Below are 14255 nucleotides of genomic sequence, written 5' to 3' on the forward strand. Positions count from 1 at the left end.
CCATGAGCGTAGTCAAGATCAATGTACTGACCGTGCCCGCAGAGCAGCGCGAGACGCTGGAGAAGCGCTTCGCCTCGCGTGCCCACGCCGTGGAGAGCTCCGACGGATTCGAGTGGTTCGAGCTGCTGCGGCCGGTCGAGGGCACCGACACCTACCTCGTGTACACGCGCTGGCGTGACGAGGAGTCCTTCCAGGCGTGGATGGAGGGTCCGATGAAGTCGGCCCACCAGGGCGGCGGCGAAGCGGGCGGGGAGCGCCCCAAGCCGGCGGCGAGCGGGTCCACCCTGTGGTCCTTCGAGGTCGTGCAGCAGGCGGGGCCGAAGAGCGCCTAGCGGTCAGCGAAGGCGGGGGCCGAGCCTCCGCCTTCGCCCGGCGGACGTCGCCGTGCCGGTGCTTCCGGGCCCGTGGTGCGACCGCGTCACCGCCACCAGCACCACGGTGACACTGATCAGCAGGGACCAGGCGCCGAACTTCTCCACGCCCACGGGCTGCCAGCCGTCGAGCTGGTAGGGGTAGCGCCAGGCGCCCACATAGGTCGCGAGGTTCTCCGCGATCCACAGGAAGAAGCCGATCAGGACGAACGACAGCGCGAGCGGCATACGGCAGCGCACGCCGCGCACCGTGAAACACGCCCAGGTGCCCGCGGTGACGACGAGGAGCGCGGCGGCCAGGAGCCAGCGGGCGTCGGGGAGCCAGTGGTGGCTGAAGAAGTTGACGTACACGGCGGCGGCGACGGCGGCCGTCGCGCGCGGGCGGTACCGGACCAGCTCCAGGTCGAACAGGTGCCAGGCGCGGCAGACATAGCTGCCGACGGCGGCGTAGAGGAATCCTCCGTACAGCGGGACGCCCGCGAACTTCAGCACGGCCGGCTCCGGATAGCTCCATGAGCCGAGGGACACCTTCACCAGCTCGAAGGCCAGGCCGATGACATGGCAGACCGCGATGACGGCGACGTCCCGCCCGTTCTCCCAGCCGCGCAGCCAGAACAGCCCCGTCAGCAGGACGCCGTAGACGACGAGCAGGTCGTAGCGGGCCACGGGGAGGCCGGGCAGCAGAGTGGACGCCGCCACTCCGGACATCAGGGCGATGGCGAAGGCGCAGGAGCGCGTCTGCAGCCACGCGAACTCGAAGAGCCGGCGCAGCGAGGCGGCCAGGGGGCCGGTGGGGCTGGCGGTGTACATGATCCCAAGGACGAGCCGAGAGCCTTCTCGGTTGCCCCTGGGATCCCGGCCCCCGCACAGGGCTGTCCTGCGGTCAGTACCAGTTCGTGTGCGTCAGGGCGTGGCCGTCGCACGCCAGCAGTGCGCGCGAGACGCGGCCGTGGAGGTTGTTGCCGATCTTCGTGTAGGCGTAGTCGATGCCGGGGTCGACGGTCTCCGAGACCCAGCCGTCGGCGCGTCCCGCCCCGGAGTTCGAGCGCTCGAGCACCGCGGCGCAGTTGGCGCGGGAGTTCTCGATGCGGGCGAAGGAGCCGCACCGGTCGGAGTAGAAGTACTTCAGCCTCATGCCCTCGAAGGTCTTCGTCGGCCCGACCTGGCGGAAGGACCCGGAGCAGCCGGAGACGGTCGGGTACTGGCCCTCGAAGCCGTAGGCCCCGTAGTTGCCGCCCGAGTGCGGTGCGGCCTGGGCGGTGAGCGGGGTGAGCGCCAGCATCGCGGCGGCGCCTGAAGTGGTCAGCAGGGTCTGAAGCGTTCGGCGGCGCATGCGAGCCCTCTCTCCTGGGTCGGTGGTGGTGCGGTGCCGACGGTCGTTCCGGCCGCGCACCGCTGATGTTCAGGACCGTAGGGTCCGCGCCGCGGGGACGGTACCTGACACATCTCAGGGTCCTGGTGACCTCGCGTTTCCCTACAGTTCTGAGCGCCGGCCGGATGCCGGGCAAGTGACCGGACGACCCAGGGGAACCCACCATGACCACCCGTACCTTCGCCCGGGCCGCGCTCGTCGGCGCCGGCGCGCTCGCGCTGCTCGGGCCGCTCACGGCCGCCACCGCCGTCGCCGCCTCCGACGTGAACCGGGGTGACGCCCGGATCATGGCGGCGCCGTACGCCGTCGTGCCGTACGAGACGGTCAACGTCCGCTCCGGACCGGCGCGTTCGTACGCCAAGGTCGGCAGTGTCGCGGCGGGGCAGCCGCGCGGGGCGTACTGCTGGGTGCGCGGCGAGACCATCCGCGACAACGGATACACCAACAACGTGTGGGTCAAGCTCGTCGAGGGCTATGTGAGCGCGGTCTACCTCAAGGGCGACCAGTACGGCGACCTGCCGGCGTCCGCGACCTGCTGACATCAAGTGGGCGCTGGGACCTGTTCGCATCAAGTGGGCGCTGGGCGGGAGGGCCGCCGAAAATCCGTTGCGGCCCGCCTGCCCGGCCCGGACCCTGAGCCCATGCCCTACGCCCTTCGCCCGGCCGGCCTCACCGACGCGGCCGCCGTCACCGACCTGCTCAACGACATCGACCGGATCGAGATCGGCCGGCCCGAGACCGACCTGCACACCGTCGAGGCCGATCTGAAGCGGCCCGACGTCGCTCTGGACCGCGACTCGTGGCTGGTCTTCGACGGCGACCGGCTGGTGGCGTACGGACTGCTGTGGGACGAGTCGGGGGGCGAGCGCATCGACGTCGATCACTATGTGCTGCCCGACCACCAGCGGGCGGGCGAGGTGATCCTGGACGCGCTTGAGGCCCGGGCCCTGGCCAAGGCCCGGGAGAACGGCGCGAGTCGGGCGGTGGTGCATCTGCACCTCAACACGCGGCCCACGCTCGACACGGACCTGATCGAGCGGCGGGGCTGGTACGTCGTACGGCGTTATCAGGTGCTGCAGCGGCCACTGAAGGCGGTGGAGGATGCGGTGCCGGAGCTTCCACCCGGCATACGGCTGCGGGCGTGCGCCGACGAGGCCGACCGGGCCCGGGTCCACGCGCTGTACCAGTCGAGCTTCGCCGAGCACTTCGACTTCCAGCCGCGCACGTATGAGCAGTGGCTGCACGACGTCGAAGCGGACACCCTCGACTGGTCCCTGGTGTGGATCGCCGGCACCGAGGGCCTGGGGGACGCCGGGTTCCTGATGGCCCGTGACGACCATGAGGCCATGGGCTGGATCCGCAGCATCGGCGTGGTGCGCGAGGCCCGGGGCGCCGGGCTCGGCGGCCTGCTGCTGCGGAACGCGTTCGCCGCCTTCGCCGCCCGTGGCCGCGACACGGTGGGGCTGGGCGTGGACACCGCCAACGCCACCGGGGCTCCGGCGCTGTACGCCCGGCACGGGATGACCCTGCACTACGCCGTGGACACCTGGGAGACGGTCCTCAACTGACGGCGGCCGACACCTGGCCGGAGCCGGGGGCGCGCCGGCTCTCGTGGCGCAGGGCCGCGCCCGTGGCCAGCGCGCCGATCCCCTCCCACAGGCCGACGCCGAGGAAACCCGAGGGGGCTCGGCCGCCGATCACCGCGAGCATGAAGACCGCGCAGGTCAGCAGGCGGAAGGGTACGGTCCAGCGGAAGAACGCCTTCCAGTCGGAGAGCGCGGCCAGCACGTAGTACACGCCCATGTTGAGCGCCGCCATGGACGACGCCGTCACGAAGGCCGGCGTGTGATCCCCCGCCCCGCGCCGGGAGCCCGCCACGGGCGTGAAGCCCATGAGCCGGAGCAGGGCGTCGGGGGCGATCAGCCCTACCAGGCCCATGGTGGCGGCCAGGACGCCGAAGGCGGCCATGGTCCAGCCGGACGCGGAGCGGGGCAGGAGTCGCACGAAGTCCTCCAGGGGGCCGGGGAGTTGGGCCTCAGGGCCGGGCAGCGGTTCTTCGAGCGTTGTTGTACAGGCGCAGCAGATGCTTGGCCACCGCGCAGGGGGCGTTGTCGGCATGACACTGCCGGCAGGTCCGCATGTGGTGTTCGTAGTCGGTGCGCGTCTGCTGGAGGGCATCGCTTCGGGACGACATCGAGGTCCTCTGGGTCGAACTGGTGGGGGGTGGCGGCAACGCGGTGCCGAGGCGCCCGCGAGGGGCACCCAAGATGAAAGTTGATCATGTTACTTGTGGTAGCGGGAAGCCGTCGTGACCTGACCGCTACCGGCCGGAAAAACGCTTGGACGCCACGGCCGCCGTCGCGGGACACTGCGTACTCGAACCAGCACTCTACGTAGCCGTACAGGGGTGGGATGGGAACGCCTGAGTCACGCAGGGTCCTGCCGGGCAAGCGCTCGGTGCTGCTCGCACTTCGTTACTACGGCCGGGAGTTGGCCCGGCTGCGGTGGCTGACGATACCCGCCATGCTGCTGTCGGCCCTGGGCAACATCGGCATCAACTACGTCGCACCGCTGATCGTCGCCAAGCTCGTCGGCGACGTCGCGGGCGACACGGCCGTCACCGTCGCCTCGGCGCTGCCGTACGTGCTGGGCTTCGTCGGTGTGCTGCTGCTCTCGGAGGCGCTGTGGCGCATCGCGCTGCACTGTCTGAACCGCCTGGACGCGCTGGGCATCGAGCACCTGTATGTGATCGGGATGGACGAACTGTTCGCCAAGGACGCCGCGTTCTTCCACGACAACTTCGCCGGATCGCTGACCAAGCGCGTCCTGAGCTTCGCCGCCCGCTACGAGCAGTTCGTCGACACGCTGGCGTTCCAGATCGTGGGCAGCTTCGTGCCGCTGGCGTTCGGGGCGGTGGTGCTGTGGCGCTACGAGCCGCTGCTGGTCGTCGGGCTCCTGGCGATGATCACGCTGACGGCGGTGTGCGTGGTGCCTCTGATCCGGCGCCGGCAGGCGCTCGTCGACCATCGCGAGGAGGCGATCGCGCGGGTGTCGGGGCATGTCGCCGACAGCCTGATGAACATGGACACGGTGCGGGCGTTCGCCGCCGAGGAGCGCGAGGCCGCCGAGCACCGCGCCCGCGTCGCCGCGTCGCGTCGGCTCACCTTGCGGTCGTGGGACTACGGCAATCTGCGCATCGACACGCTGGTCGCGCCGATGTCGGTGCTGACCAACGCGCTGGGCCTGCTGTTGGCGGTCGCGCTCGGCGGGGGCGGGGTGGAGGCGATCGTGGTCGCGTTCACCTACTACGCCAACGCGACGCGGATCATGTTCGAGTTCAACCAGATCTACCGCCGGCTGGAGAGCTCGATGACGGAGGCCGCGCAGTTCACCGAACTGCTGCTGACGCCGCCGACCGTGCTGGATCCGCCGTCGCCGGAGCCGCTGCTGCCCGGCCCGGCCCACGTCCGCTTCGAGCAGGTGAACTTCACCCACGCCGGCGGCCGGCCGCTGTTCGAAGGCCTCGACCTGGCCGTGCCCGCCGGGACGAAGGTCGGCCTCGTGGGCCGCTCCGGCGGCGGCAAGACCACCCTGACCCGGCTGCTGCTGCGGATGACCGACATCGACGCCAGCCGGATCCTGATCGGCGGACAGGACATCAGCAGGCTGCGCCAGGCCGACCTGCGCGGCCTGATCGCCTATGTGCCGCAGGACCCGGCGATGTTCCACCGCACCCTTCGGGACAACATCGCCTTCGCGCGGCCGGGCGCCGACGACGCCGAGATCCGGCGCGCGGCCGAGGCGGCGCACGTCACGGAGTTCGCCGACGCGCTGCCCCAAGGCTTCGACACCATGGTGGGCGAGCGCGGCATCAAGCTGTCCGGCGGCCAGCGCCAGCGGGTGGCCCTCGCCCGGGCGATCCTGCGGGACGCGCCGATCCTGCTGCTCGACGAGGCGACCAGCGCGCTGGACTCGGAGAGCGAGATCCTGGTCCAGGAGGCGCTGTGGCGGCTCATGGAGGGACGGACCGCGCTGGTGGTCGCGCACCGCCTGAGCACGGTCGCCACCATGGACCAGCTCGTCGTCCTCGATCACGGCCGCATCATCGAGCAGGGCACCCACGACGAACTGCTCACCGCGGACGGCGCCTACGCGAAGCTGTGGCAACACCAGTCGGGCGGCTTCCTCGAGGACGGCCTGGACAGTCCCACGGATGCGGAGCCCCCTCCGACCGAATCCGTACGAATCTGAGAACCGGCACCATGATTCCGGGAGGAGATTCCTGGTGAGCAACCCCGCCGACAAGTTCGACTACGGGGAGCTGCGGCCCGACCGCACCGGCCAGGCCGAGGCCTTCGACGCCCTCGGCGAGCGCTACGACGACGCCTTCCCGCACAAGGAGGGCCAGGTCGCGGCCACCGAGTGGCTCATCCGGTCCCTGGAGCCCGGCGCTCGCGTGCTGGATCTGGGGTCCGGCACCGGGCTGCCGACCGCCCGCCGGTTGTCGGAGGCGGGCTTCGCGGTCTTCGGTGTGGATCTGTCGGCCGGGATGGTGGCGCTCGCGCGCGCCCATGTGCCCGGGGCGGTGTTCCACCAGGCGGACATCGCGGATCTGCGGCCCGGAGGCCCGCTGGACCTGGGTCGCTTCGAGGCGGTGACCGCCTTCTTCTCCCTGCTCATGCTCCCGCGCGCCGAGATCCTTCTCGCCCTTCGGACCGTCCACCACCTGCTGGTTCCGGGGGGCCTGTTCGCGCTGTCGATGGTGGAGGCCGATGTGGACGACGTCACGATCCCGTTCATCGGAACGAGCATCCGCGTCTCCGGCTATCTGCGGAACGAGCTGCGCGAGGTCGTCGAGTCGGCGGGCTTCGAGATCACCGAGGAGTCCACGCACTCCTATGCGCCGGCCGCCGCCGACGTCCAGCCGGAGGTACAGATCTTCCTACGCTGCCGACGCCGCGCCTGACGACTGCCGACCCCCTCAAGCAGGCCCCCGCCGTCACTCGGGACAGCAGTCGCCGTCGGCGGTGGTGTCGAGGCGGCAGTAGCAGGACGCCTCGATCGGTACGTCCGCCAGAGCCGCGGCCAGACGGAGTTGCTGGGCCGCCATCTGTGCCTCGCCGGTCCGGCCCAGGCGCATCAGGCATTCGTGCAGGCCGTGCAGGGACCAGACATTGCCGGGGTGCTGCAGGGCACGCGGGAGGGTGCCGTCGAGGCCGAGGTCGGCGCGGTAGACCGCCTCGGCCTCCTCGACGCGTCCCTGTTCGAGGAGGAGGGCGCCGTAGGCGTGCCGGGTGGGCTGCATCCAGCCCCACGGTTCGTCGTAGGGCAGGTTGTCGTCGAGTTCGATGGAGCGTTCCAGTGCGGCGAAGGCCGTGTCGTGGTTGCCCTTGCGGTACTCCAGTTCGCCGTCGAGCATCGCCGAGGCGATGGCGAGGATGTCGGCGCAGGTGTTGTTGAAGAGCATGCGGGTCTCCGGGACCCGGGCCACCGCCTCGCGGAAGAGCCGGCGCTCCGCCTCCGCCTCCGGGACGCGGTGCATGGAGGACAGCGCGACACCGCGGGCGTAGTGGAGCATCGCGGTCGTCACGCAGTACAACTCGGGATCGGTGGGCAGGGGCAGCGCGAGGATGTCGTCCCAGCGGCCGAAGCGGATCAGCACGTGGACGCGCATGGCGAGGAAGCCCTCGAGCCAGTCGGCCATCGGCGGGCTCGGCACCCGCAACAGGTCCTCGGGGATGGACGCCTCCAGCTCGGCCGCGGTCTCGAGGGCGACCTCGGACTGGCCGAGGAACATCGCGCCGTAGATCTTGAAGTGGTAGTTGTGCGAGCGGTAGAGGGTGTAGAAGTTCATCGCCCCGGCCCGGGCGTGGTACTTCTCGTCGGCCGCGATCGCGGCGGTGTTGTCGGAGACCACCCGACGGTAGTCGCCGCACAGCACCTCCAGGTGCGAGGGCATGTGGTTGAGGTGTCCGGCGTCGGGCACCAGTCCGCGCAGCCGGTCGGCGACGGTCAGGGCCGCCTCGGGGGTCGGGGACATCTCCATCAGGTGGATGTACATGTGGACCAGCCCCGGGTGGTCGCGTCCGGCACCGGTCGCCAGGCCGCGGTCGAGGACGGCCTTCGCCTCCAACGTGCGGGCGCCTTCGGCCGGTTCGCCGGTCCCGAGGTCCCACAGTTGCCAGGGCGTGAGGTTCATCAGGGCGTCGGCGTAGAGGGTGGCTACGTCCAGGTCGTCGGGGGCGAGTTCGTAGACCGCGCGCATGCTGTCGGCGTAGGGGGCGTTCCAGATCGCGCAGTCCGCCACCGCCTTGGCCTGCGGGTAGCGGGCGCGCAGTGCGGCGATCAGGGCCTGTTCGACGGGGGTGGCACTCGCCGCCTTCTCGTGGGCCAGCTCCACCGCGGCGTGGGTGCGGTCGACGGTGCGCACGAGGTCCTGGTCGTCGAAGAACTCCCAGGGCTTGTTGTAGTTCGGGCCGAGGGCGTAGGCGATGCCCCAGTGGGCCATGGCGCAGTCGGGGTCGGCCTGGGCCGCGGCCTCGAAGCAGGCGACGGCCTCCTCGTGGTGGAAGGCGTACGTCCACACCAGGCCGCGGTCGAACCAGAGCTGGGCCTGGGCTGAGGACGTGGTGACGGAGCGGGTGTGGCTGCCGAGGTCGTAGTACTCCATGCGTCTGCTCTCCTGCCTGTGCTGAGCCCGCCGGGGTCGCTTCCGAGTCTTCCCGGTGGCGGCGTGGCTTCGCACCGACAACGGGGAGAGGACTTGCCCGTTTGCTGGTGATCGCGATGCCGAGGCGCGCGGGGAACACCGGCCCGCCTCCGGCTGCGGATGTCCGCCTGCATCCACGACTGCGGGACGTCCTATGGCCGGAAATCTTCTACGAGAGGTTCCGCCGCCCAGGTGCGGGCGAGGGGTGTAGTGGCGCATTCTTGCTGTGTCGCGCGCGCGACGGCGTACGGACGAGGTAGGGCCGATGACGGTGAGCGCCGAGGGCGCAGAGCGGACGCCCGGCGGGCTGGCGGCGCTGCTGATCGATGCCTCGGCGGAGGCGATCAGCGCGGCCGGCGGCCACGCGGGCGGGGTCTACCTGCGCTCCGGCACGCCCGGACTGCTCCGGCTTGCGGTGCTGGAAGGCCTGCCGGGGCCACTGTTCCGGCCATGGTGGCGGCTGCATGTGGACCGGCCGTTTCCGGTCGCGGACGCCTACCGGCTCGGGGTCGAGGTGGTGCTGCCGAACGCGACGGAGACCATGCGCCGCTATCCGCAGTTCGCGGCCGGCCTGCCGTTCCAGTTCGGGTCCCTGTACGTCCCCGTCACCTGCGGTTCCGCCGTCTTCGGCGTGCTGACCGTGCTGCGGCCCTCGGCGCCGGACGCCGCGGAGCTGCTGCCCGTGCGCGAGCGCATGGCGCAGCTCGCCAAGGAGCTGGGATCGGCGCTGCGGACCCTGGAGGACGCCGACGCGTCGGCGGTGTCCTGGGACGGCGGGCCCCTGTGCGTCCGGCCGCCGGCCAGACGCCGGCCCTCCGGGTATCTCGGCCGGTTCGCCTGGGACCCGGTGTCGGGTGTCGTGAGCGCGGAGGAGCGGCTGAACGTGGTGCTCGGCGAGGCTCCGGGCGAGGCCCACGCCACCGTGGAGGAGTTCGCGGCGGCTGTCGCCCCGGGGGACGTGGACCGGATTCTGGCGGCGCTGCGGGAGGCGGCTGGCGGGCGGCCACCGGCGCTGCCGCTGTATGTGCGGGCCGCCAACGGTGCGCTGCGGCTGGTCGAGGTCTGGGGGCCGTACGACGGCTCGGCTCCCTTCGGGGTGGCGCCGGTCCGCGGTGTCGTCCTCGATCCGGGGGCGGGCGCGGTGGCGGACGTGGCGGCCGATCAGCTTCCCGACGGGGTGTTCTGCCTGGACCGGCTGGGGTCGGTCGTCTACGCGAATCCGCATGCGGCGCGGCTGCTGCGCCGCTCGCGCACCGAGCTGCTGGGCCGGACGCTGTGGGAAGGCGTGCCGTGGCTGGACCAGCCCGCCGTCGAGGACCATCTGCGGGTGGCCCTGCTGGCTCCGGACCCGGTGCACTTCCATGTCCGCAGGCCGTCCGTCCCCGAGCGTGAACCCGCCGACCGCCCGTTCGGCGGTGACTGGCTCGCCCTGTCCGTCTATCCCGGCCCCGACCTGCTGACCTGCACGATCCGCCCGGGGCACGGGGTGGCGGACACGCCGTCCGACCTCCCGGAGGCGCACGTCACGCCGGAGCCGGCCGGGGCGCCCTCGCTCGCTCCGCTGTACCGCCCGATCGTGCTCGCCATCGCGCTGACGGAGGCCGTCACGCCCCGTCAGGTGTCGGCCGTGGTGATGCGGGAGCTGCTGCCCGCGTTCGGCGGCCGCCGGCTGGCCATCTATCTGCTCCAGGAGCGGCATCTGTACCTGGCGTGGGAGACGGGTTTCCCCAAGGGGTTCCTCGCCCCGTTCGAGGGGGTGGGGCTGGACGAGAGCCTGCCGGGGGTGGAGACGCTGACCAGTGGGCGCCCGCTGTTCTTCGACTCGATGCAGCAGCTCGCCGACGCCTATCCGGGCATCCCGCTGGACGCCACGGAGGGCGCCCGGGCCTTTCTGCCGCTGATCGCCTCCGGGCGTCCCGTGGGCTCCTGCATCCTCGGCTTCGACCGGCCGCGCAGCTTCAGCAGCGAGGAACGCGCGGTACTCACCGCCATGGCCGGGCTGATCGCGCACGCCATGGAGAAGGCGCAGCGCTACGAGAGCGAGGCCGCGCTGGCCCGCGGGCTGCAGCAGGCGCTGCTCCCCCGGCGGCTGTCCGAGCACCCGCTGCTGGAGACCGCCGGGCGCTATCTGCCGGGCACCCAGGGCATGGAGGTGGGCGGTGACTGGTACGACGTGGTGCCCGCCGGGGACGGCCTTGCCCTGGTCATCGGCGATGTGCAGGGGCACGGCGTGCAGGCGGCGGCCACCATGGGCCAGCTGCGCAGCGCGGTGCGGGCCTTCGCGCTCGGCGACCGGCCGCCCGACGAGGTCATGAGCGGCACCAACCACCTGCTCATCGACCTCGACACCGGCCTGTTCGCGAGCTGCTGCTACATCCGCCTCGACCCGGCGACCGGCGTCGCCCAGGCGGCCGTGGCGGGGCATCCGCGGCCGCTGCTGCGCCGCCCGGACGGCCGTACTCATCTGGTGGATCTGCCGGGCGGAGTCGTGCTCGGCGTGGATCAGCAGGCGCAGTATCCGGTCGCGGAGCTGCGGATGGAGCCCGGTGCTGTGCTCGCGCTGTACACGGACGGGCTGGTGGAGCGGCCCGGTGTCGACATCGACGAGGGCATCAGCGCGCTGCGGGTGGCGCTGGCCAAGGCCGGTGCCCTCGGTGCCCGGCCGGGCGGCCGGTCGCTGGCGGGCGTGGCCGACCGGCTCACCGCGACGGCCCGGCACATGGCGGATCGCCCCGACGACATCGCGCTGCTGCTCGCCACCCGGCGGGCCACGCCGCTGCGCGGGAAGTGAGGGGCGCTCCGGCGGCGTCGTACCCCTGCTCGGGACACGGGAGTTGCCCGCGCTCGACGCTTCACAACGTGATCGTCGGGTGAGAGTGCAAACACCTCCTGTCACGGTCTGTGACGTCTCTCGCCTCCGGAGGCGCGGCAGTGTAGACATGGGCACATGGTCCGACTATCGGGTCGATCCGGGGCCCGGTCGGCCGGTCGCCCCAGCGGTCCGCGCACCCGGCGTGCGCCAGACCGCGTTGTTGTGGTGCCCGAACGGGGAGAGCCGCGCGATCCGGGGCAGCGCAAGGGACCGCTGGCCTGGCTGCGGTCGGCGGTCGGTGGGCGCAGCGTCGCCGGGCAGGTGTTCCTGCTGCAGGTGGTGATCGTGCTGCTGCTGGTGGTCGCCGCGGTGGTGGCCCTGGTGCTCCAGGTGCGCCACGACAGCACGCAGGAGGCGCGCAACCGTTCGGTGGCGGTGGCCGAGGCGTTCGCGAACGCGCCGGGCACCCGGGAGGCGCTGGACGGCCCGGATCCCACGGCCGTGCTGCAGCCGCGGGCCGAGGCGGCGCGCGAGGCGACCGGCGTGGACTTCATCGTCGTCATGAACACCGACGGCATCCGCTACACGCACCCCAAGCCGGACCGCATCGGCAAGCACTTCGTCGGGAACCTGGAACCGGCGCTCGAGGGCCGGGTGGTGACCGAGCAGATCACCGGCACCATCGGCCCGCTCGTGCAGGCGGTGGTCCCGATCGAGGATCCCGACGGGAAGGTCGTCGGCCTGGTGTCGGCCGGCATCACGACGGCCACCGTGGGCGGCACGGCGGACCGGCAGCTGCCCCTCGTGCTGATCGCCGCCGCGGTCGCGCTCGCCCTGTCCACGGGCGGCACGGCGCTGGTCAGCAAGCGGCTGATGCGGCAGACGCACGGCCTCGGGCCGGACGAGATGACCCGGATGTACGAGCACCACGACGCCGTCCTGCACGCGGTGCGGGAGGGCGTGATCATCGTCGGCGACGAGGGCAGGATGCTGCTCGCCAACGACGAGGCGCACCGCCTGCTCGATCTGCCCGAGGACGCCGAGGGACACCGGGTGCTCGACCTCGGCCTGGCCGCCGACACCGCCGAGCTGCTGGACTCCGGCCGGATGGCCACCGACGAGGTGCACCTGGTCAAGGACCGGCTGCTGGCGGTCAACCAGCGCCCCACCCACCTCAGGGGCAAGCCCTCCGGGAGCGTCGCCACGCTGCGCGACTCGACCGAGCTGCGCGCCCTGTCCGGCCGCGCCGAGGAGGCCCGCGAGCGCCTGAACATGCTGTACGACGCGGGGGTGGGCATCGGCACCAGCCTGGATGTCACCCGCACCGCCGAGGAACTGGCGGAGCTTGCGGTGCCCCGGTTCGCGGACTACGCCACGGTCGACCTGTTCGACGCGGTGCTGGGCGGCGGGCAGCCGGAGGCGGCGACCCGGCTGCGGCGCACGGCGCTGAGCGGGATCCGCAAGGACGCGCCGCTGTACCCGGTGGGCGAGCAGATCCGGTTCGTCGACTCCTCGCCGCAGGGCCGCGCGCTCGGCGACGGGCAGGCCGTCATCGAGCCCCAGCTCCAGGAGGCTCCGGACTGGCGTGCCCAGGATCTGGAGCGGACGGCGCAGGTGGTGGAGTTCGGCATCCACTCGCTGGTCGCGGTACCGCTGCGGGCGGGGTCCCTGGTGCTGGGCGTGGTGAGTTTCTGGCGGTCGAAGAAGGCCGAGCCGTTCGACGCCGACGAGGTGGCGCTCGCCGAGGAGCTGGTCGCCCGGGCGGCGGTGTCCATCGACAACGCCCGCCGGTACACGCGTGAGCACAGCATGGCGGTGACGCTTCAGCGCAGCCTGCTGCCGCGCAGCCTGCCCGAGCAGAACGCCCTGGACATCGCCTACCGGTATCTGCCGGCGCAGGCCGGGGTGGGCGGTGACTGGTTCGACGTGCTGCCGCTGTCCGGTGCCCGGGTGGCGCTGGTGGTGGGGGACGTCGTCGGCCACGGGCTGCACGCGGCGGCCACCATGGGGCGGCTGCGTACGGCCGTGCACAACTTCTCCGCGCTGGACCTGCCGCCCGACGAGCTGCTCGCGCTCCTCGACGAGCTGGTGGCCCGTATCGACCAGGACGAGGCCCAGGAGGGCGACGGCGCGGCGGTGACTGGCGCGACCTGTCTGTACGCGGTCTACGACCCGGTCTCCCGGGTGTGCACCATCGCGCGCGCCGGCCATCCGCCGCCGGCCCTGGTGCGGCCGGACGGCACCGTCGAGTTCCCCGACGTGCCCGCCGGCCCCCCGCTGGGCCTGGGCGGGCTGCCGTTCGAGACGGCCGAGCTGGAGCTGGCGCAGGACAGCCGGCTGGTGCTGTACACGGACGGGCTGGTGGAGGACCGGGGCCGGGACATCGACGAGGGCCTGGAGCTGCTGCGCGACGCGCTGGCCGGCGCGGACCGGACGCCGGAGGAGACGTGCCAGGCGGTGCTGGAGGCCCGGCTGCCGGCCCGGCCGAGCGACGACATCGCACTGATCGTGGCGCGTACCCGGGCGCTCGGGGCCGACCTGGTCGCCGAGTGGGACGTGCCGTCCGACCCGGCCGCGGTGGCGCGGGTGCGCTCCGCCGTGACGCGGACGCTGGAGAGCTGGGGGCTCGAGGAGCTGACGTTCACCACGGAGCTGATCCTGAGCGAGCTGGTCACCAACGCGATCCGGTACGGCGGTGACCCGATCAGGGTGCGCATGCTGCGCGACCGGAGCCTGATCTGCGAGGTCTTCGACAGCAGCAGCACCTCGCCGCATCTGCGGTACGCGACCATGACGGACGAGGGCGGGCGCGGCCTGTTCCTCGTGGCGCAGCTCGCCGAGCGCTGGGGGACGCGGTATCTGCCCGCGGGCAAGGTGATCTGGTCGGAGCAGCCGCTGCCGTAGTCGACGGCTTGTAGATAGGTACGAACCTTTGACGCGACCGGTGCGCATCGCACTCGGCTTCTGATAGGAAACTTTCCTATCAGCGCC

At 71.9% G+C, this 14255-nt stretch carries 12 protein-coding genes; 7 read left to right on the top strand and 5 right to left on the bottom strand.

All coding sequences use genetic code 11. The features are described 5' to 3' along the window. The first annotated feature begins 2 nt into the window (after positions 1-2). Positions 3-332, top strand: coding sequence for an antibiotic biosynthesis monooxygenase family protein (locus ACP4J3_RS26810; RefSeq protein ID WP_426538605.1), 330 nt, complete (start codon positions 3-5; stop codon positions 330-332). A gap of 3 nt (positions 333-335) precedes the next feature. On the opposite strand, the gene ACP4J3_RS26815 is transcribed toward ACP4J3_RS26810, so the two are convergent. After that, positions 336-1181 (bottom strand): DUF817 domain-containing protein, encoded by an 846-nt coding sequence (locus tag ACP4J3_RS26815; protein WP_426538606.1) that lies wholly within the window; start codon positions 1179-1181, stop codon positions 336-338. Positions 1182-1254: 73 nt separating this feature from the next. Further along, positions 1255-1704 (bottom strand): hypothetical protein, encoded by a 450-nt coding sequence (locus tag ACP4J3_RS26820; RefSeq protein WP_426538607.1) that lies wholly within the window; start codon positions 1702-1704, stop codon positions 1255-1257. 203 nt (positions 1705-1907) lie between these two features. Between ACP4J3_RS26820 and ACP4J3_RS26825 the strand changes: the two genes are divergently transcribed. Both ACP4J3_RS26825 and ACP4J3_RS26830 read left to right on the top strand, forming a co-directional pair. Then, entirely contained in the window at positions 1908-2282 is a 375-nt protein-coding gene (locus ACP4J3_RS26825) for an SH3 domain-containing protein (protein ID WP_426538608.1), read from the top strand. 102 nt (positions 2283-2384) lie between these two features. Further along, entirely contained in the window at positions 2385-3311 is a 927-nt protein-coding gene (locus ACP4J3_RS26830) for a GNAT family N-acetyltransferase (protein ID WP_426538609.1), read from the top strand. On the opposite strand, the gene ACP4J3_RS26835 is transcribed toward ACP4J3_RS26830, so the two are convergent. Beyond that, the gene (locus ACP4J3_RS26835; protein ID WP_426538690.1) at positions 3304-3711 is read right to left on the bottom strand and encodes a hypothetical protein; all 408 of its coding nucleotides are present in this window, start codon (positions 3709-3711) and stop codon (positions 3304-3306) included. The two genes, ACP4J3_RS26830 and ACP4J3_RS26835, sit on opposite strands and share 8 nt — an antisense overlap. A gap of 67 nt (positions 3712-3778) precedes the next feature. Further along, complete coding sequence (locus ACP4J3_RS26840) at positions 3779-3937, bottom strand: hypothetical protein (protein WP_426538610.1); 159 nt, start codon at positions 3935-3937, stop codon at positions 3779-3781. Positions 3938-4155: 218 nt separating this feature from the next. On the opposite strand from ACP4J3_RS26840, the gene ACP4J3_RS26845 reads away from it, so the two are divergent. Then, positions 4156-5994, top strand: coding sequence for an ABC transporter ATP-binding protein (locus ACP4J3_RS26845; RefSeq protein ID WP_426538611.1), 1839 nt, complete (start codon positions 4156-4158; stop codon positions 5992-5994). A gap of 34 nt (positions 5995-6028) precedes the next feature. Further along, on the top strand, positions 6029-6709 hold the full coding sequence (locus ACP4J3_RS26850) for a class I SAM-dependent DNA methyltransferase (protein ID WP_426538612.1): 681 nt from the start codon (positions 6029-6031) through the stop codon (positions 6707-6709). A 33-nt stretch (positions 6710-6742) separates the two neighbouring features. Here ACP4J3_RS26850 and ACP4J3_RS26855 read toward each other — a convergent pair whose 3' ends face one another. Then, complete coding sequence (locus ACP4J3_RS26855; protein ID WP_426538613.1) at positions 6743-8413, bottom strand: hypothetical protein; 1671 nt, start codon at positions 8411-8413, stop codon at positions 6743-6745. 304 nt (positions 8414-8717) lie between these two features. Here ACP4J3_RS26855 and ACP4J3_RS26860 point away from each other — a divergent pair, with 304 nt between their 5' ends. Both ACP4J3_RS26860 and ACP4J3_RS26865 read left to right on the top strand, forming a co-directional pair. Continuing rightward, positions 8718-11243 (top strand): SpoIIE family protein phosphatase, encoded by a 2526-nt coding sequence (locus ACP4J3_RS26860; protein WP_426538614.1) that lies wholly within the window; start codon positions 8718-8720, stop codon positions 11241-11243. A 156-nt stretch (positions 11244-11399) separates the two neighbouring features. Continuing rightward, on the top strand, positions 11400-14168 hold the full coding sequence (locus tag ACP4J3_RS26865) for a SpoIIE family protein phosphatase (protein ID WP_426538615.1): 2769 nt from the start codon (positions 11400-11402) through the stop codon (positions 14166-14168). Positions 14169-14255: the final 87 nt, after the last annotated feature.

Origin of the sequence: Streptomyces sp. UG1 (assembly GCF_049974585.1) — a bacterium.
Lineage (GTDB): Bacteria > Actinomycetota > Actinomycetes > Streptomycetales > Streptomycetaceae > Streptomyces.